Origin of the sequence: Arsenicicoccus cauae, assembly GCF_009707125.1 — a bacterium.
Classification (GTDB): domain Bacteria; phylum Actinomycetota; class Actinomycetes; order Actinomycetales; family Dermatophilaceae; genus Arsenicicoccus; species Arsenicicoccus cauae.
In genome coordinates, this window is record NZ_WLVL01000057.1 from 1 (window position 1) to 18,542 (window position 18,542).

Annotated in this window: 18 protein-coding genes and 1 tRNA gene; 8 read left to right on the forward strand and 11 right to left on the reverse strand. The window is 72.8% G+C overall.

Going from position 1 to position 18,542, the window contains the following annotated elements; genetic code table 11:
- Window positions 1-229: hypothetical protein (locus GGG17_RS16735; RefSeq protein ID WP_230083084.1), on the forward strand; the 229-nt coding region annotated here is incomplete at its 5' end.
- 291 nt (window positions 230-520) lie between these two features.
- Here GGG17_RS16735 and GGG17_RS15480 read toward each other — a convergent pair.
- A tRNA-Met gene (locus GGG17_RS15480) sits at window positions 521-597 on the reverse strand.
- A gap of 59 nt (window positions 598-656) precedes the next feature.
- Window positions 657-3,740, reverse strand: a complete 3,084-nt coding sequence (locus GGG17_RS15485) for a UPF0182 family membrane protein (RefSeq protein ID WP_154594600.1) — start codon at window positions 3,738-3,740, stop codon at window positions 657-659.
- A gap of 127 nt (window positions 3,741-3,867) precedes the next feature.
- Here GGG17_RS15485 and GGG17_RS15490 point away from each other — a divergent pair, with 127 nt between their 5' ends.
- Complete coding sequence (locus GGG17_RS15490; protein ID WP_154594601.1) at window positions 3,868-4,410, forward strand: PPA1309 family protein; 543 nt, start codon at window positions 3,868-3,870, stop codon at window positions 4,408-4,410.
- Window positions 4,411-4,455: 45 nt separating this feature from the next.
- Here GGG17_RS15490 and GGG17_RS15495 read toward each other — a convergent pair whose 3' ends face one another.
- Together GGG17_RS15495 and GGG17_RS15500 are read right to left on the reverse strand one after the other, a co-directional pair.
- Window positions 4,456-5,547 (reverse strand): YlbL family protein, encoded by a 1,092-nt coding sequence (locus GGG17_RS15495; protein ID WP_154594602.1) that lies wholly within the window; start codon window positions 5,545-5,547, stop codon window positions 4,456-4,458.
- Window positions 5,544-5,978 (reverse strand): molybdenum cofactor biosynthesis protein MoaE, encoded by a 435-nt coding sequence (locus tag GGG17_RS15500; protein ID WP_288799021.1) that lies wholly within the window; start codon window positions 5,976-5,978, stop codon window positions 5,544-5,546. The genes GGG17_RS15495 and GGG17_RS15500 overlap by 4 nt, the downstream gene beginning before the upstream one ends.
- Before the next feature lie 167 nt (window positions 5,979-6,145).
- On the opposite strand from GGG17_RS15500, the gene GGG17_RS15505 reads away from it, so the two are divergent.
- Complete coding sequence (locus tag GGG17_RS15505) at window positions 6,146-7,612, forward strand: zinc-dependent metalloprotease (protein ID WP_154594603.1); 1,467 nt, start codon at window positions 6,146-6,148, stop codon at window positions 7,610-7,612.
- Window positions 7,609-8,178, forward strand: a complete 570-nt coding sequence (locus GGG17_RS15510) for an NUDIX hydrolase (RefSeq protein WP_288799023.1) — start codon at window positions 7,609-7,611, stop codon at window positions 8,176-8,178. Before GGG17_RS15505 ends, GGG17_RS15510 begins: the two co-directional genes overlap by 4 nt.
- A 6-nt stretch (window positions 8,179-8,184) precedes the next feature.
- Here the strand turns inward: GGG17_RS15510 and GGG17_RS15515 are convergent, their stop codons facing one another.
- Window positions 8,185-8,727 (reverse strand): M48 metallopeptidase family protein, encoded by a 543-nt coding sequence (locus GGG17_RS15515; RefSeq protein ID WP_154594604.1) that lies wholly within the window; start codon window positions 8,725-8,727, stop codon window positions 8,185-8,187.
- 50 nt (window positions 8,728-8,777) lie between these two features.
- Window positions 8,778-9,611 (reverse strand): enoyl-CoA hydratase/isomerase family protein, encoded by an 834-nt coding sequence (locus tag GGG17_RS15520; protein WP_154594605.1) that lies wholly within the window; start codon window positions 9,609-9,611, stop codon window positions 8,778-8,780.
- Window positions 9,612-9,843: 232 nt separating this feature from the next.
- On the opposite strand from GGG17_RS15520, the gene GGG17_RS16095 reads away from it, so the two are divergent.
- The 3 genes from GGG17_RS16095 (at window position 9,844) to GGG17_RS15525 (ending at window position 12,470) form a co-directional block, all read left to right on the forward strand.
- Window positions 9,844-9,999, forward strand: a complete 156-nt coding sequence (locus GGG17_RS16095) for a DUF5679 domain-containing protein (RefSeq protein ID WP_019287526.1) — start codon at window positions 9,844-9,846, stop codon at window positions 9,997-9,999.
- 184 nt (window positions 10,000-10,183) lie between these two features.
- Window positions 10,184-11,134 (forward strand): hypothetical protein, encoded by a 951-nt coding sequence (locus GGG17_RS16740; RefSeq protein ID WP_230083085.1) that lies wholly within the window; start codon window positions 10,184-10,186, stop codon window positions 11,132-11,134.
- A 10-nt stretch (window positions 11,135-11,144) separates the two neighbouring features.
- The gene (locus GGG17_RS15525; protein ID WP_288799026.1) at window positions 11,145-12,470 is read left to right on the forward strand and encodes an ABC1 kinase family protein; all 1,326 of its coding nucleotides are present in this window, start codon (window positions 11,145-11,147) and stop codon (window positions 12,468-12,470) included.
- A gap of 42 nt (window positions 12,471-12,512) precedes the next feature.
- On the opposite strand, the gene GGG17_RS15530 is transcribed toward GGG17_RS15525, so the two are convergent.
- The 5 genes from GGG17_RS15530 to nudC all read right to left on the reverse strand — a co-directional run bounded on the left by GGG17_RS15530 (window position 12,513) and on the right by nudC (window position 17,081).
- Entirely contained in the window at window positions 12,513-12,710 is a 198-nt protein-coding gene (locus GGG17_RS15530) for a hypothetical protein (RefSeq protein WP_154594607.1), read from the reverse strand.
- A 288-nt stretch (window positions 12,711-12,998) separates the two neighbouring features.
- Window positions 12,999-13,286, reverse strand: a complete 288-nt coding sequence (locus GGG17_RS15535) for a WhiB family transcriptional regulator (protein WP_154594608.1) — start codon at window positions 13,284-13,286, stop codon at window positions 12,999-13,001.
- A gap of 187 nt (window positions 13,287-13,473) precedes the next feature.
- Window positions 13,474-13,737 carry a hypothetical protein gene (locus GGG17_RS15540; protein WP_154594609.1) on the reverse strand — a complete coding sequence of 88 codons (264 nt, stop codon included), beginning with the start codon at window positions 13,735-13,737 and terminating at the stop codon, window positions 13,474-13,476.
- Window positions 13,738-13,890: 153 nt separating this feature from the next.
- Window positions 13,891-16,044 (reverse strand): ATP-dependent DNA helicase UvrD2, encoded by a 2,154-nt coding sequence (locus tag GGG17_RS15545; protein WP_195849259.1) that lies wholly within the window; start codon window positions 16,042-16,044, stop codon window positions 13,891-13,893.
- 59 nt (window positions 16,045-16,103) lie between these two features.
- On the reverse strand, window positions 16,104-17,081 hold the full coding sequence (gene nudC, locus GGG17_RS16745) for an NAD(+) diphosphatase (RefSeq protein ID WP_154594611.1): 978 nt from the start codon (window positions 17,079-17,081) through the stop codon (window positions 16,104-16,106).
- A 42-nt stretch (window positions 17,082-17,123) separates the two neighbouring features.
- Between nudC and GGG17_RS15555 the strand changes: the two genes are divergently transcribed.
- Window positions 17,124-18,521, forward strand: coding sequence for a phosphotransferase (locus tag GGG17_RS15555; RefSeq protein WP_288798018.1), 1,398 nt, complete (start codon window positions 17,124-17,126; stop codon window positions 18,519-18,521).
- The last annotated feature ends 21 nt before the right edge of the window (window positions 18,522-18,542 follow it).

Consider the following 18,542-nt stretch of genomic DNA (forward strand, 5'->3'; position numbering starts at 1 on the left):
CCCAGCAAAAAGACAAAACAACATGACGTTGAATCGTCCATCTACCAAAGGAACCTCAAACGAGGTCAAAAACTTGGCATCGAATTTCGGCACGCTGTTGAGTTCTCAAACATCGGACGCTCACGACCGACTCACGAGTGTTTCGCTCGATCTCCGTCGTGGCAACCATTCAATCTTACGCATCCGTGCTCCCCGCGTCAAGTCCGCCTCGCCACTCGCTGTGGAGTGAGCTTGGATCGTGACTGTCCGCGCCGAGCACCCATTAAAGGTACTCAGTGCTGGCCACCTCGTCAACTCGGCGTGATCGTCCTCCCCCGAGGGGGTGACTCCCGCTTTGCGCTCCGTGGCCGGGGCACGAGCGGAAACATTACACAGCCGTCCGGGTCGTGCCAAATCGGCCCGAGCGGGCCTGGTGGCCGCGCGCAGCGACCCGGATGCGGGCACCCCGTCGGCTGCGTCCTCCCCGGTACGCACGAAGGCCCGGACCAGCTGGTCCGGGCCTTCGTGTCGCCGATGCGATTGGTAGCGGGGGCAGGATTTGAACCTGCGACCTCCGGGTTATGAGCCCGGCGAGCTACCGAGCTGCTCCACCCCGCGTCGGTGACTCCAGGTTACGCGACGGTGTACGGGGGTGCAAATCGTGGTCCCGGCCGAGCTCAGCGGCTCGGCGCCGGTGTCGCCGAGGTCGATCCCGTCACGGGCGCAGAGGGCACGACGGTGGTCTGTCCTGGCTGCTGGGCCTTGAGCGCGGCGTCGACCGCGGCGCGCACCCGCTTCTGCGCTTCGCCGTACGCCCCGAAGTCACCCTTGGCCAGGGCCTCGTCGGCCGCCTTCATCGCCTCCTGCGCCGCCGTCAGCTGCTTGACCACCTCGGTGTTGCCCATCGGTGACGTGGGGCGCTGACCGGGTTGGGGCGCTGTCGGTGCTGTCGGTGCTGTGGGTGCCGTCGGACCGGAGGCCCCCTGGTCTCCCGCCGTCGCGCCGGAGTTGCCCCCGAAGAGCCCGTCCAGGGCTCCGGCCAGCGTGTCCGACCAGGCCAGCTTGTCGCCGAACGAGGCGACGATGGCTTTGGACTGCGGGTATGCGGAGGATCCCGAGGATGCCTGGACGTAGATCGGTTGGACGTACAGCACTCCCCCGCCGACGGGCAGTGTCAGCAGGTTGCCCATGGACACCTTGGAGCCGCCCTGCGAGTTGTTGTTGAGGAACTGACTCAGCGTCAGGGCGAAGCGCGGCGACGAGTCGTTGGAGGAGAAGATGTTGTTGGCCACCTGCCCCGGCCCCTGCACCTGCGTGTCCCGGGGCAGCTCCAGGAGCCTCAGGGTGCCGTACCCCTCCTTGCGCTGCCCGTCCTTGCCCCCCGCGTCCGCGTCGGCCGCGAGGAAGGCGGACAGCACCGAGCGCTTCTCGGGCGTGTATGTCGTGGTGAGCGAGAAGGTCGGCGAGGCCTGGCCCGGCACGGCCAGGGAGAGGTAGTAGGGGGGCTGGCTGGGTGCGCCCGTCGTGCGGTCGCTCGGATCGGTGGGGACCTTCCAGAAGTCCTGCCCGCCGAAGAAGCTGTTGGCGTCGGTCACGTGGTACTTGCCGAGCATGGATCGCTGCACCTTGAACATGTCCTCGGGGTAGCGCAGGTGCTGCATCAGCTCCCCCTTGATCGCCGACATGGGCTCCACCGTGCCTGGGAAGGCCTTGGTCCAGGCCTTGAGCAGCGGGTCCTGGTCGTCCCACGCGTAGAGGTGGACGCTGCCGTCGTAGGCGTCGACGGTGGCCTTGACCGAGTTGCGCATGTAGTTGACGCGCGCCGGCGCCAGGGCCGCGACGTTGGCGGACCGTGCCGTGAGCGCGTCCGAGGTGGCGTCCTCGATCTCGGTCAGCTGGGAGTAGGGGTAGTTGGCACTGGTCGTGTAGCCGTCCACGATCCACTGCACCCGCCCGTCGACCACCGCCGGGTAGGGGTCACCGTCCAGGGTCAGCCACGGCGCGACCTTGCCGATGCGCTCGCGCGGCTTGCGGATGTCGAGCAGGCGCGACTGAGGGTTCACGGCGCTCGACAGGAGGATGTTGGGCTCGCGGTAGGCGATCGCGTAGGCGAGCCGGCGGGGGAAGGACCCGATCTCCACGCCGCCGGCGCCTCGGTAGGTCGTGTTGCGCTGGCCGCCGGCGCTCCCGTCGGGGTGGTCCAGCTCGGCGTCTCCGCTGCCGGCGGGGGCGCCCACGATGGAGTAGGTCGGGGACTCCTCCCCGAAGTAGATGCGGGGCTCGTAGGTGCCGAGCTTGCCCGTGGAGGGGATGTTCTGCTCGAAGAAGACCGGCTGACCGTCAGGTCCGCGCCGGTTGCCGTACGCGGCCACCAGGCCGTAGCCGTGGGTGTAGACGGTGTGGTCGTTGACCCAGTTGCGCCAGGAGCGGTCCAGGTCGTCCAGGCGCAGCTCTCTAGCACCGACGACGGCGTCGACCAGCTTGCCATCGAGGCGGTAGCGGTCGACGTCGAGGCTGGCGGGGAAGGAGTAGAAGGCCTTGACCGCCTGGATGGCTTCGAAGGTCTGCCCCACGATGGCCGGGTCGACGATCCGGATGCCGGGGATGGTGTCCGCATCACCGCGCAGCTGCCCGCTCGAGACCGTGGTCTCGGCCTTGTACGGCGTCTTGACCACCTTGTCGAGCCCGAAGGCCGATCGCGTCGCCTCGATGTTGCGCTGGATGTAGGGCGCCTCCAGGGTGCGCTCGCTGGGCTTGACCTTGAGGCTCTGCACGAGCATCGGATAGATGGTCCCGATGACCAGGGCGCACACGGCGAGCAGGCTCACGCCCACCACGGGCAGCCGCCAGGACCCGGTCCAGATCGAGGCGAGGAAGAACAGGGCGCAGAGCAGCGCGGCCACCGCGAGGATCGACCGTCCGGGCAGCACGGCGTGGGCACCGGTGTAGGTGATGCCCGTGATCCGGCCCGAGTCGGCCACGGCCAGGTCGTAGCGTCCGAACCAGTAGCTGAGCCCCTGCACCAGGGCCACCGCTGCGAACAGGCAGGAGAGGTGCACGATCGCCGCCTTGGTGGACCGGCCGCTCATGCCCGGTGGGCGTAGACCGCCATACAGGTAGTGGGTGAGGGCCGCCACGATGGCGGCGAGGACCAGACCCATCAGGGCGAAGTCCAGCAGGAAGCTCACCCACGGCAGGGTGAAGACGAAGAACCCGATGTCCATGCCGAACTCCGGGTCGTCCTTGCCGAAGGGCACCCGGTGCAGCCACAGGAGGAAGGTCTGCCACTGGCTGGCCAGGGCGGTGCCGCTGAAGACGCCCAGCACCCCCGGCACGACCCACACGGCCAGCCGGCGCAGGGGGTCCAGCATGGCGCGGTACCGGTCGAGGGCGACCTGCTCGTCGGTGACGGGGGCGTAGACGGGCCGCAGGCGGTGCCCGATCACGATGCTGGAGCAGGCCAGGGCCCCGACGACCAGCGCACCCGCCACGAACAACCCACCCTTGGTGACCAGCTCGGTGGTGAGCACCCGGCTGAAGCGCACGCTGTCGAACCACAGGACCTGGGTCCAGAGGGCCGCCAGGGCGCCCAGGGCCAAGGCGGCGACCGCGACGATCGTCAGGAGCGGTCCGAGCCAGCCGCGACCTGCCCTCCCGCCGCCCCGACGGCGGCGGGCACGTGCCGCGCCTCCAGGGCCCGCGGGCTCACCCGGACCCGACGCGGTGCGCCCCTCGTCACTCACTGCGCGGTCCTCCTGCATGATCGGTCCGTCGGGCCGCGACTGCAGCCCGTGGTGCTCGCGGTCAACCTACCCCGCCTCGCTGGACGCCGGCGGGAGACGTCACCGCAGGCCGCCGGGCTGGGGGTTCGGGTCCCGGTCAGGCAGCATGGACCCCGTGACCCCGACACCCCAGCTCGTCCCCACCCCCCTGATCACGTGCGCCGTCGACACGGAGCAGCACGTGGCCCGCTCCGGATGGGACCAGCCCACGCGGTTGTTCGCCCTCGTCCGCACCAGCGAGCTGCTCGCGGCCGAGCCGCAGCTCGCGGCCCGGCTCGAGGGCGAGGACCCGGACGGCCTGACTGCCATCGAGCAGGAAGAGCTCCCGGAGGGATCCGGGCTCGACGGGCTGCTGGCCGGCATCGTGTGGCCTGCCGAGGTGGCAGGCGCCGCCATCAGCGTCGAGCGCATCGTGGTGCCGCCCGAGGCGGAGGCGGGCCTGCCCGATGACCCCGAGGCCGCCCTCGAGCACCTGGCCGCCCACCCGGCTCGCCAGGACGTACGGCTGCTGGTGGCGGTGGACCGGACCGGTGAGCAGGTGACCCTCCTGCGCCAGCGCGCGCACGACAGCGACGACGCCGTCGCCATGGGCGCGGACATCGCGCCGGGCCTCGTCGAGGCGCTGCGGGCCACCCTCGTCGAGGGCTGAGCCGAGGGCCGTCCGGTCACCGGGTCCCCAGACCCCTCAGACCCCTCAGCCACAGCCCTGCAGAGCCGACCCCTTGCCCGCGGCGATGGCGCGGACGTCCGCGAGCGCGTCGTCGAAGTCCTCCACCCGGACCACTGTCAGCCCTGCCGGCACGTGGCCGACGACCTCGCTGCAGTTGCCCGCCGGTGCGAGGAACCACTGGATCCCCGCTGCCCGCGCGCCGGCGAGCTTCTGCTGGATCCCCCCGATGGGGCCGACCCGGCCGTCCGACGAGATGGTGCCGGTGCCCGCGATGCGCTGGCCCGCGGTCAGCTCCCCGGGGGTGAGCCGGTCGAGGACCCCGAGGGCGAACATCATGCCGGCGGAGGGTCCCCCCACGTCGCCGGCGTCGATGGTGACCTTGACGGGAAATCTGTAGTCGACCTTGAGCCCGACGCCGATGACCTTGCGCCCCTGCTGCTCGCCCACCGGCAGCGACACCTCACGGCGCACCCCGTCCCGCTCGACGGTCACGGGCGCGGACTGACCGACCTGGTAGGCCTGGATCGCTGACCGCAGGGCGGCGCTGCCGGTCACGGAGGTGGAGCCGATCCGCACGAAACGGTCGCCGGGCTCGAGGCGCCCGATCGCGGCGGACCCGGTCGGGAGCACGCCGACGGAGACCGTCTCCGGCACCGTCATCCCCAGCGCCCGCTCGGCCACCACGACGGCGTCCTCCTGGGAGTGCGTCATCTCGGCGGCGTTCTCCCGCTTGATCTCCTCGTTGGTGGCACCCCGGGGGAAGACCTGTTCCTCCGGGACGACGGATCGGGCGTCCGAGACGGAGGCTGCCAGCAGGTCGTATGCCGTGACCGTGGCACCCGGGCCACCGCGGACGGACACCGTGGTGAAGCTGAGCACGCCGGAGGCCGGATGGTCCTCGGCCTTGGGCACCGAGATGAGCGGACGCCCGTCGCGCGTCGCACCCAGGGTGTTGGTCACCGGACCAGGACCCATCACGACATACGGCAGCGGGATGAAGGCGAGGGCGACCAGCAACGCGCACAGCAGGGCCAGCGCCAGGGTCAGCGCTCGTCCGCGTCGCGGGCGGCGGCGGGGCGCCGGCGGGCCCCCCGCGGCGGGGAGGCTCCCCGTCATGGGAGGCCCACCCACTCCTCGGTCCCGTCGGTGAAGGCCTGGTGCTTCCAGATCGGGACGGTGCTCTTGAGCGTGTCGATGAGCTGCCGGCACGCGTCGAAGGCCTCGCCGCGGTGCGCCGCGCTCACCGCGCAGACGACGGCGATGTCGCCGATGTCCAGGTGCCCCACGCGGTGCACCGCCGCCACCGAGAGGACGCCGGGCAGCTCCTCGATCCGCGACACCACCTCGGCCAGGCGGTCGAGCGCCGTGGGGTGGGCGGAGTAGTCGAGCCCGGTGACGCCCTGGCCGCCGTCGTGGTCGCGGACGATGCCGACGAACGGCACGACCGCCCCGGCCCGGGGATCGTTCACGGCCGCCAGGACCTCGTCGACCGACAACGGCTCGTCACGCACGGCGACGAGCCGGGCGCTGGGGACTGAGTGGCTCACGGTGGCCCTTCCGTCGAGGGGACGTCTGCGGGAGAGGCTAGTCTCCACCACCGCCCGGGAGACGCACGTCGCCCACGTCGTCCCTGGACGCGGGTGACGGAACGCCCCTTGGCCTCCTAGCGTTGACGCTGCAGTACCCCCTGATCCGCCGACCGGAGGAGCACGTCGTGACCGTCCCACCCACCCACGGACCCGGGTCCGGACCGCACGACCCGCAGGACCCCGACGCCCTCGCCCGCATGCTCGGTGAGATGATGGGCGACCCGTCGCTCGCGGACAATCCGCAGGTGCGCGACGCTTTGCGCCAGCTCGGCATGGAGCAGCTCGACCCCACCCAGCTGGCCATGGTGCGCCAGCAGGTCCAGGCCATGTTCGCGGGCCCGGCCCCCGAGGGCGCGATCGACGACGCGGTCGCCCTCGACCTCGCCCGCAAACGGGTCGCCCAGGGGGGCGACGCGGTGGTGGGGGACGCCGACCGGCGCTCGCACGCCGACGCCATCCACGTGGCACAGCTGTGGCTCGACCAGGTCACCGCGATGGAGGCGGCGCCGTCGCCCGACGCGGTGTGGAGCCGCGCCGAGTGGGTGGAGGCCACCATGCCCACGTGGATCGAGCTGGTCACCCCGGTCGCGGACGGGGTGACGGCCGCCATGACCACGGCGATGCGGGGCCAGCTCGACGACCTAGCCGAGCACGGCGGGCTGGAACAGCTGTCACGCACGCCGGGGATGCCACAGCTCCCCCAGGGCCTGGACCCGACGGCGATGATGGCGCAGATGGGCCCGATGGTGCACCGGATGGGGGCCGCCATGTTCGCCGCCCAGACGGCCGAGGCGGTCGGTGGCCTCAGCGAGGACCTCGTCTCGGGCACCGAGGTGGGGCTCCCGCTGGTGCCCGGGCACGCCGTGGCCCTGCTCCCGTCGGGGATCCGGGCCCTGTCCGAGGGCTTGGAGGTCGACCCCGCCGAGGTGCGCCTGTACCTCGCCGCGCGAGAGGCCGCCCGGTCCCGGTTGTTCACCGCCGCACCGTGGCTCACCGCGTCCCTCACCGCTGCCGTGCAGGCCTACGCACGTGACATCTCGATCGACGTGGAGGGCATCTCCGCCCGCATGTCCACCGTCGACCCGAGCGACCCCGCCGCCCTGCAGGAGGCGCTGGGGTCCACGCTGTTCACCCCCGAGCCCTCGGAGGCCCAGCTGCGGGCCCTCGCCTCCCTCGAGACCCTGCTGGCACTCGTCGAGGGCTGGGTCGATGTGGTCGCCGACCGCGCCACCCGGCAGCACCTGCCGGAGGCGGCTGCCCTCGGCGAGACCGTGCGGCGACGCCGCGCGACCGGCGGCCCGGCCGAGAGGGCTTTCGCCCAGCTCGTCGGCCTCGAGCTACGACCCCGCCGGCTGCGCGACGCCGCCAACCTGTTCGCCGCCCTGGAGGACGCCGGCGGCCAGGAGCTGCGCGACAGCGTCTGGGCCCACCCCGACGTGGCGCCGACGGGCGACGACCTGGACGACGTCCTCGGCTACGTCGAGCGCGTGCGAGCCGGCCAGGGCGATGACCTGGACGCCGAGCTCGACCGGCTCCTGTCCGAGGGCCGAGAGGACCGCTCGGGGGACGACGCCACCGACGGCCGGGCGTGACCGCCCCCGCGCGTCCGGGCAACCTCGATGACCTCCGGGCGGACGCCATACGGCACCTCGCCCAGCTGTCGCCCGTCGACGCGAGGGAGGCGTCGCTCCGCCAGGAGTTCCTCGCGCACCTGGAGCGCCACCCCGACGCGTGGTGGAAGCACGGGCCGCCCGCCCATCTGACGGCGAGCGTGCTCGTGCTGTCGCAGGACCGACGTCAGGTCCTGCTCACCCACCACCGCAAGGCCCGCACGTGGTTCCAGCTGGGGGGTCACGCCGAGCCCGGCGACGAGGACGTCGTGGGGGTCGCGCAGCGCGAGGGGCGCGAGGAGTCGGGCATCCACGGGCTGCGCGTCGACCCTCGCCTGGTGGACCTCGACCGGCATGCCCTCGGAGCAGCCTTCACCGTGTGCCGCGAGCACCTGGACCTGAGGTTCGTCGCCGTCGTCGGCGACGTCTCCCCCGTCGTCAGCGCCGAGTCGCTCGACGTGGCCTGGTGGCCGGTGGATCGGCTGCCCCACCCGCACAGCGAGGAGCTGCCGCGGCTGATCGAGCGCGCCGCGCTGCGCGCGGCCTGAGGCCGCTCACTCGTCGACGCAGTCCCCGGCGGCTCCCGGCTCCCCGGGCGGGGCGTCCTCGCGCGACCCGTGAGCCACCCCCTCGAGGAATCCCTTGGCGCGTTCGAGCTTGGGGTAGGTCCGCAGCAGCCGCCAGAACTCCGGGCCGTGCCCCGGCTGCAGCAGGTGCGCCAGCTCGTGCAGGATCACGTAGTCCTGGACCCAGACGGGCAGCGTGGCGACCCGGTGGGAGACCCGGATCGTGCCGTCGGCCGGGGTGCACGACCCCCATCGTCGGCGTTGGTTGGACACCCACGTGATGCTGGTCGGTTTGGCGAGGCCTCCGAGGTAGGAGTGGGACAGCTCCGCCGCGCGCGCGGCGAGCCGCTCGTCGCTCGGGCGGACCCGCTGCTCGCGGGCCTCGATCCGACCGACCATCTGCTCGATCCACTCCTGCTCCTGGCGGCGGGAATGACCGGCGGGAATGAGCACGACGATGCGGTCGCCCTCGCGGTAGGCGCTCACGGTCCGCCGACGACGGGTGCTGCGGCGCACCTCGACCTCACTCATGACGGCACCCTAGCGACGCCCCGGCACGCCCTCTGGCAAGCGCGCCGTGCTCACCGACCGGTGAAGGCGGGTGCGCGACGCTCGGTCGCCGCTCGCACACCCTCCTGAAGGTCCGCGGTGGCCATCGTGGTGGCCTGCGCCAGGGCCTCCCACTCGAGCGCCGCACCGGGGTTGGCGTGCCCACCGCCGCGCAACGCGGCCAGGGTCAGCCTCGTGGCCACCGGTGCTGCGGCGGCGACCCGGTCGGCGGCGTCGAGGGCCAGGCGCAGCACCTCGTCGGCCGGGGCCGCGGCGGAGGCGAGCCCGAGTCCGACCGCCTCGTGCCCCATGACGACCCGACCCGTGAGCAGCATGTCGGCGGCCAGCGCCGGACCCGCGACGGCCGGCAGCGACCATGTGGTCGCCATACCGGGGTGCAGACCCAGCCCGGTGAACGGCACCGCGAGACGGGCCTGCTCGGCGACGTAGCGCACGTCGCAGGCCAGCGCCAGGGCGAGTCCCGCCCCGATCGCGTGACCGTTGACCGCAGCGACGACCGGCACCTCGAGCCGCGTCATGGACAGCCAGCGGCAGTAGAAGTTCCGCATGCGGGCCCGCAGGTCGCTGACCGAGGCATCCGGCTCGGCCATGAGCCACCCGAGGTTGCCACCGGAGGTGAAGGCGCTGCCGGCGCCCGTGACCACGACACACGCCAGCTGAGTGTCGTCCCGCAGCAGGTCGGCCAGACGGGCCCACGAGGACGTCATCTCCTCGCTCATGGCGTTGCGCTGCTGCGGCAGGTCCAGGGTGATGACGGCGGTATGGCGGTCCCCCTGCTCTCGTCGGGTCACCGACAGGTGCTCGAAATCCTGCTCCCACCAATATTTTTCGGGGTACATGACCATCCTCGTCGACGTCGCTGCGCTGGCGTGCTCCGGGTGCGGCCGCCCGCGCCTCCCGAGCCTAGCCATCGTCTGCGGACCGTGGGTCCGGCGGCAGGCGGCAGCATGGGGGCCGCAGCACGGCTCCGTGCTCAGCAGGTGACGGGGCGTAATCCCCGGAACCTGCTCCCGTGTGCTCTATGGTGACCGGAGTCCGATTGCCGCACCCGTGGCACGAACGACAAGGAGAGACGACATGGCCGACACCTACAAGGGTGAGTTCTACTGCGTCAAGTGCAAGGCCAAGCGTGAGGCCGAGGGCAACATCGTGGAGACCAACGGTCGCCGCATGGCCAAAGGCAAGTGCCCTGAGTGCGGGACGAACCTCAACCGCATCCTCGGCAAGGCCTGAGCGCCGCCTGCGCAACCTGCCGTCCGAGAGGCGGTGCTGGCACCTGTGCCGGCACCGCCTCTCTCTGTGCATCCCCAACCCCCCGGCCAGCATCGACGTTGTCCACAGGGCTGGTTTCATGCAATTTGCGTGCGCTTGCATGTGGAATGCTCGGTTCCTCATCCCTCGGTGCAGGAGAGACCCGATGACCCGTTGCGACCGCCCCGCCCTCCGTCCCGGCCTCCGGCTGCTGGACCGTGGCGGCGACGAGCTCCAGCTCGGAGCCCATCACCCGACCGCCGTGGTGCTCGGCGGCCTGAGTCCCGCCGATCGCGAGATCGTCCGCGCGCTCGACGGCAGCCGTTCCAGGGCCGACCTGCAGCTGGTCTACACCCGCCACGGCGAGGACAGCCGCCGCCTGGACGACCTGCTGGACCTGCTCGGCAACCATGGCCTGCTCGACCCTCGGCCCCCGGGCACGGGCCGCCCCGCGGACGTGCTGCCGTTGCGGGCCCCCGCGTGCGAGCCACCGTCGGACCCGTCAGACCTGTCCCACACGCCCGTGCTCGTCGCCGGGACCGGCGACCTGGCACAGCACGTCGCGGCCACCCTGCAGCGGCAGCACCCCCGCCTGCACCTGCAGGACGAGCTGGGCCCCTCCGGCCTGCCGTCACCGTCCACGGGCACCGCCAGGGGGTCGCGGCGCCCTCCGGCCCTCGCGGTACTGGTCGCGGACGGGGCCATCGACCCCGTGGTCGCCCGGCAGTGGGCGCCGTGGGCCATGGTCCTGCCCGTCGTCGTGGCCGACAGCTCGGTGACCGTGGGTCCGCTCTGGAGCAGCCTGGCCGACCCCTGCCCACTGTGCCTGGACCGCTACCGCACCGACCGGGACCCCGCCTGGCCCCGCCTGCTCGCGCAGCTGACGACGCGTCACCTCGACGGTCTCCATCGCCCCGCGCGGACCGATCCCACCACCACAGCGCTCGCGGTGGGGGCCGTCGCGGCGCACGCCCGCGATGCCGTGGGTCGGCGACGCCTCCCCGTCGGGTTCACCACCGAGGTCCACGACGCAGACCCCGTGCCGCGGCAGCGCATCTGGTCGGTCCACCCTCGATGCCTCACCCACCTACCGGCCCAGGTCTCGCTCGCGGGGTGACAATCGAGGGGTGAACGACATCCCCCGCCGGTCCGCCCATCGCACGGCCCGACTGGCCTCTCTCCCGCTGACCTATGCCGGACGGACCGCCGTGGGGCTGGGTCGGCGGCTCGGGGGCGCCCCGGCCGAGGCCGTCGCTGCCCAGATCGCCGCACGCACCGCCGACCAGCTCTTCTCCGTCCTGGGGCAGCTCAAGGGGGGTGCGATGAAGGTCGGACAGGCGATGTCCATCTTCGAGGCGGCCCTGCCCGAGGAGGTCGCCGCGCACTACCGCGGCGCGCTGACGGCCCTCCAGGACGCCGCACCCTCGATGCCGGCCGAGACGGTGCACCGCGTCCTGGCGAGCGAGCTCGGCGACGACTGGCGGTCCCTCTTCCACGAGCTGGACGACGTCCCCGTCGCCTCCGCCTCGATCGGACAGGTGCACCGCGGTCGATGGGCCGACGGCCGCACGGTGGCGGTCAAGGTGCAGTACCCCGGCGCCGGGGACGCGCTGCTGTCCGACCTGCGCCAGCTCGCCCGCGTGGCACGAGTGACCGGCTCGCTCAGGACCGGCATCGACATGCGGGCCGTGACCGACGAGCTGCAGGCCCGGATGGTGGAGGAGCTGGACTACACGCGCGAGGCGGAGGCGCAACGGCAGTTCGCAGACGCCTTCGCCGAGAGCGAGTTCTTCGTCATACCGAGGGTGCTCGAGGCGACGGCCCGGGTCATCGTGATGGACTGGCTGGACGGCACGCCCCTGTCCGCCGTCATCCGCCAGGGGACCGACGAGCAGCGGGACCGCGCCGCCACGCTCTATCTCGACTTCCTGCTCGCGGGCCCGGACCACGTGGGTCTGCTGCACGCGGACCCGCACCCCGGGAACTTCCGGATCACCGAGGACGGCCGGCTCGGGGTCCTGGACTTCGGGGCCGTCAACCGGCTCCCCACAGGCATGCCCAGCGCGGTCGGGCGCCTCCTCGGGCTCGCGCTGAGCGGGGAGGACACGGGGCCCGCCGTGCTGGCCGGGCTGCGGGAGGAGGGGTGGGTCCATGCCGGAGCCGATCTCGACCCCGATCTCCTGCTGGCGTTCCTCGACCCCTTCCTCGAACCCGCACGCCATGACCGCTACACCTTCAGCCGGGCCTGGCTGCGGGGGTGCTTCGTTCACGTCGGCGAGCCTCGTTGGCAGCCCGTGCTGGGCGTCCTCGACCTCCCCCCGGACTACCTGCTCATCCACCGCGTCTGGGCCGGCGGCATCGGTGTGCTGTGCCAGATCGGCGGCGAGGTGGAGGCGCGGGCCATCCTCGGCCACTGGCTGGACGACCTGACCCTGCACCCGTCGGCCGAGTGAGCCGGGCTGGCGGGTCGACCGGCCGTCGACGCGCCGGGCGCCCTACCACCACTCGGAGTCGAGCTTGCCCTCGATCGACCGGGCGTGCAGGCGGCTGCAGCGGTCGCAGACCCACGCCGTGCGCCCCGGCTCCGTCCCGAAGGTCCACCGGACCCGAGCCTCGGCCAGGCCCTCACCGGTCGCCTGCCGGCCGCAGGTCCCGCACGTCATCGTGTCGTCGCCCGCCCCGCCGTCATCCACCCGGGGATCGTATGACGACCCCGACCCAGCCGCCACGCCGGGCCGGCTCGCCACCGCCCTGCACGCATGACGAGGCGGGCAGGACCCCTCGGTCCTGCCCGCCTCGCGGGATCCGACGACCGTGAGGTCATCGCTGCTGCCGGCGCCGCACCGCCACCCGGATCTCGGCCGCGCCCCGCGGCTGCCGGGGCCTCGGAGCGCGGTCGACGCGCACGCGCGCCAGCTCCTGGCTGAAGTGGTGGAACATGATGGAACTCCTTGCTGGTCAATCGTGCTCATGGCCGTCGCCTAGGCGGCGGCGTCGTTCTTGCGCGGCCGTCCACGCGGCCTCTTGCGGGGCAAGACAACTCCCGCGACGAACAGCTCTCCGCCCCAGACGCCCCAGGGCTCCCGACGCTCCAGAGCTCCGGCGAGGCAGTCCTCCCTCGCGGGGCAGGTGCCGCACAGCGCCTTGGCGAACTCGACGCCGTCCGGCGTGTCGGCGAACCACATCTCGGGCTCGTTCTCCTGGCAGGGGATGGTCTCGGCGGCCGCGATCGCGGCGACCTGGTTGTCGATGAGCTCCGTGAGTGTCATCGCTGCCTCCTCGGTGTGGTGCCCCTGGGTGGTGGGGCGGCGGGTGCCCTGCTGGGGCGGTCGGTGGGTGCGGTGGTGCGACATGAGGTCCTCTGCGGTGGTGGTCGGCGGCTGCCCTGAGATGCACGAAGGCCGCGGATCCCGGATGTCGGGTTCCGCGGCCTTGGAGAGGACCTGGGTCTAGGGACTAGACCGGCGGCCTCCCGAGGGGCGGGACGACATCGGAGACGGCGAACGGGGTGGACGGCGCGATGGTGCGGGCGTAGCCGACACGCCCGCCGTCGACGACGCGCGTGTCGGTGCCGCCGACGCCGGACACACCGATCCCCTGACCGGTGCCACGGGCATCCACGGACGCACGGGGGGTGCGCAGGTCGGGGGCGGTCGAGCGCAGGGGCGCGACGGCGTCGACGCGGATGCGCGTCGCGATCGTCATCGTCGTGATCTCCATGCGGAACACCCTCCCCTCTGCTCTCGTCGGCACCTCGGTGCCGGGACGTGCGTCACGAGCACCGCTCGCGACAGGACACCTCGGACTGTAGCCCCCGCCCCCGAGAGGGGGCAATGCATTTATCCATCCCACCGGGCCGGCGACTCGGTGGCGTCAGCCGCCCTCCGCTGATCCCTTTGCGGCAGAGAGGATCTCATCGACATCAGCGCCCCCCAGGATGGCCAGGACCGACTCGCCGTAGAGCCCCAGCTTGCGGGCTCCCACCCCGGACACCCTGGCCAGCGCCGCGACGTCGGCGGGCTGCTGCTCGGCGATCGCCGTCAGGGTCGCGTCCGTGAAGACGACGTACGCCGGCACCCCGGAGGCCGCGGCGGTGGCCTTGCGCCAGCTGCGCAGCGCCTCGAAGGTGGCCTCGTCGTAGGTGGGCGGGCACTGCGCGCAGCGCCCTGTCTTGCGCTCGGCAGCGGTGCTGAGCTCGGTCCCGCACGTCCGGCAGTGGGCCGGCTTGGCCACCGACGGCTTCCGCTGGCGGCCTGTGGTGCCCGTGCCACCGCGGGGCACCGACCTGGCTCCGTCTCCGAGGACCGAGGCCGCGTCGTCGAGGAATCGGCTCGGTCGACGCGTGGCACGTCCCCCCACGTTGCGGGACGCCGCCCAGGACAGGGCAAGCTCGCGGCGCGCGCGCGTCAGGCCGACGTAGAGCAACCGCCGCTCCTCCTCTATAGCCTCCCAGCCCTCCGCCATGGAGATCGGCAGGAGGCCGTCGCTGCACCCCACGAGGTGCACGACGTCCCACTCGAGGCCCTTGGCGCTGTGGAAGGACGCCAGCGTGACGCCCTGGACCGTGGGCACGTGCTGGGCCGAGGCGCGCTCGGTGAGGTCGGCGACGAGCTCCGGGAGTCGGGCCTGCGGCTGCGCGGCCACGAGGTCGTCGGCGAGGGCCACCAGCGCCTGGAGGGACTCCCAGCGCTCGCGGGTGGCCCCGCCCGACGCCGGGGGCTTGGCCGACCAGCCCACGCCGCCGAGGACGTCGCGCGTCAGCTGGCCTAGGGGCACCGACCCGTCGTCGGCTCGCGCCTGCCCCCGCAGCAGCAGGATCGCGTCGCGCACCTCGCGTCGGGAGAAGAACCGCTCCCCGCCTCGCACGAGATAGGGGACGTCCACGTCGGCGAGCGCTGACTCCAGGGCCTCGCTCTGGGAGTTGGTGCGAAAGAGGACGGCGATCTCGGCGGGGGGCGTGCCGGCGTCGATGCGGCGCCGGATCTCGGCGGCGACCCCGCGCGCCTCGGCCTGGTCGTCGTCGTACGCCGTGAGCCGGGGCGGGGGGCCGTCCTCGCCCTGGGCCTGCAGCTGCACCAGGGCTCGACCTGCGCCGGTGCGGCTGGCCTGCCCCTGGGCCCGGAGCAGCACGTTGGCGAGACCGACCACCTGAGGCGTCGAGCGGTAGTTGCGGACGAGCTTGACGACGGCCGCGTCCGGGTAGCGCGCCGAGAAGCCGAGCAGGTGCGCGGGCGAGGCCCCGGTGAAGGAGTAGATGGTCTGGGCCGCGTCACCGACCACGCAGACGTCCTGACGGTCACCGACCCACAGGTCCAGGAGCCGCTGCTGCAGCGCGTTGACGTCCTGGTACTCGTCCACCACGAAGTGGCGGTACTGCCCGCGGACCTCGCGTGCCACCGCGGGGTGCTCGTCGAGGATGCCGGCCATGATGAGCAGGACGTCCTCGAAGTCGATGACGCCGCGCTCGCCCTTGACCTCCTCGTAGGTCTGGAGCAGGCGGGCCATCGCCGTCGCATCGAGCCCCGCGGGGTCGCGCCGAGCGTGCCGCGCGGCGGCCGCGTAGGTCTCAGGGGTCAGCAGGCTGACCTTGGCCCACTCCACCTCGGCCGCGAGGTCCCGGATGGCGGGCCGGTCGAGCTGCAGGTGCAGCCGGGCCCCGGCCTCCGCGACGGCACCGGCCTTGTGCGGCATCACCTCCGGGGCCGCGCCCCCGATGGCCCGGGGCCAGAAGTAGTGGAGCTGACGCAGCGCAGCGGCGTGGAACGTGCGGGCCTGGACGCCCGCGGCCCCGAGGTCGCGCAACCGCGTGCGCATCTCGCCGGCCGCCCGCGCGGTGAAGGTGACGGCGAGGACCCGCTGCGGCACGTAGACCCCGGAACGCACGCCATAGGCGATGCGGTGGGTGATGGCGCGGGTCTTGCCGGTGCCCGCGCCCGCCAGCACGCACATGGGCCCGAGGGGTCGCTCGGCGACCGCCCGCTGCTCGGGATCGAGGGCGGTCAGTATGTCGTCGGGGGTGGCAGCCATCGCCGGAAGTCTCCCAGATGCCACCGACATACCTCGTCGTGCCGCTCGCCCTCGGGCGCTCACCGCGAGACGGAGGGACCCTGCTGCAAGGCGGCGATGGGCTCGCCCAGCCACCGCTCGATGAGGTGGTAGGCCACCGAGATCGGCATCCCGCCGGCCAGCACGGCCCCGGCGCGGATGTCGCCCCGCAGCTCCTCGCGGGAGTACCACCTGGCCTCGGCGATCTCGTCGTCGGCGAAGCACAGCTCGCCGGCGCGCGCGCGAGCCGTGAAGGCCAGCATCAACGACGCGGGGAAGGGCCACGGCTGGTTGCCGGAGTACTCGACGGCCTCCACCTCCAGCCCGACCTCCTCGCGCACCTCACGGACCACCGCCCCCTCGAGGGACTCCCCCGGCTCGACGAACCCTGCGAGCACGGAGAGCCGTCCCTGCGGCCAGGACGCGTTGCGGGCCAGCAGCAAGCGGTCGCGGCTGTCGACGACCGCCATGATCACCGCGGGCGACGTGACGGGATAGGACTCGTGGGCGCCAGAGCACCGCCGCACCCATCCCGAGCTGACGACGGACGTGGGCAGCCCGCACCGGGAGCAATAGCCGTGCGCGCGGTGCCAGTGCGACATACCGATCAGGGTGGCGGCCAGGGCGACGTCGAGCGGGTCGAGCGTGAGGCCCAGGTCGCGCAGCCCGGCCCACCGGGTCGAGCCGCCGACGACGTGGCCGTCCCCGGGCGCCTGCCGACGGTGCTCGTCCTCCAGAGGACCTCGCACCAGGCCCAGGTGCTGACGACCCCGCTCGTCCGCCCCCAGGTAGACCACGATGTCGTCCGTCGTGACGGTGACCTCGGCCGGGGTATGGCGCACCAGCGCGGATCCGTCGGTGCGCGCCTCGAGCAGGTCTCCCCGAGCGAGGACGACCTGGGTGCTCTCGTCGTCGAGGAGCCGCGGCACCCAGGTGACGTCGCCACGGAGCCAGCTGGAACGGTCCAGCGCAGACGGGGACAGGGCAAGTTCAGGCAGGATTCGCGGCGCTCCGGTCACGCCTCATAGCCTAGACGCCGGGGCTCGCCTACCGTGGGTCGCGTGACAGCCGCCCCTCGTTCCCCCCTGCACCTCGCAGCCCTGGCCAGCGCCGCCGTCAAGGGCCTGGACCCGGTGTCGGTCGAGCCGGTGCACGGGGAGGACGACCGCTGCGACGTCGCCCATGTCCGGGACTCGCAGCGTCGCAGCTGGACGGTCCGGGTCCCCCGCTCCGCCGCCGACGCCGCGCAGATGGAGTCCGCCGCGGCGCTGCTGCCCCACCTCGACAAGCGCCTACCGTTCGAGATCCCCCAGGAGGCCGGCAGCGTCACCCTCCCCCACTCGGGCCGCGCCATGGTCTATCCGCAGGTGAGGGGGCGCAACCTCGACTTCTCGGGGCTACCCTCCGGTCCAGGCCTGGCGGCGGCCCTCGGGCGGGCGCTCGGCGAGATCCACAACCTCGACCCGCGCCTGTACGACGAGGCGGGGGTCCCCGTGTACGACGCCGAGACCTATCGTTTGCGACACCTGGCCGAGCTCGACCGCGCGGCAGGGACGGGGCACGTGCCCGCGCGACTGCTCGGCCGGTGGGAACGCGCTCTGGAGAACGTCGCCCACTGGCGATTCGCCCCCGCCACCATCCACGGCCGCCTGTCCGGTGAGCTGCTCCTCGCCGACTTCGACGACGACGACGCGGCGAGCGGACGGATCGTCGCGATCACCGGCTGGGACGAGGCCCGCGTCGCGGACCCCGCCGACGACTTCGCCGTGCTGTGGTCGCAGGCGACCCCCGAGGCGTTCGACACGGTGCTGGAGGCGTATGCCGGAACCCGGCACGAGCGGCCGGACCGCGCGCTGGAGATGCGGGCCAGGCTGGCGGGCGAGCTGCGGCTGGTGCGTGAGCTCGTCCACGCTGAGGCCGGGCAGGACGACCGGGGCCGCGCGGAGGCGCTGGCCGCCCTGCAGAGGCTGGACGACGAGGTGGCCGGCGACGACCTGGTCGCCCACACCCCTTCGGTGACCCTGCCGGGGCCCGTCGGCGACGCGGATCCCGAGCTGCGGGGGCCACTGGCGTCGGCCCCTCGGAGCAGTCCCACCCAGCCTGTGGTGCTGCAGGACTCGGGCCCCGCCCAGACCCCGCGCGCCGGTCTCGCCCAGGCACCCGTCGAGTCCGCGCGGGTCATCCCGGTGGCGGACTCCGGGGCGGAGCAGGACGCCGTGTCAGGTCGGGACCGTGCAGCACGGCGGGGCACCCCAGCAGAGCACGACGAGGCAACGCCGAGCGCCGCGGCCGCAGCGACCCGCCCGTCCGAGCAGGACGCCGCCCAGGAGGCCGGCTCCCCCGGCCACGGGGCGCAGCTCTCCCCGAGGGGCGTCGAGCAGGTCCAGGAGGACGAGTACGTCGTGGACACCGCTCGGCACACGACCACCCATCTGCGTCCCGGCGACCGGTCCGGCTGACGGGCCAGGTCCGGAGCTGAC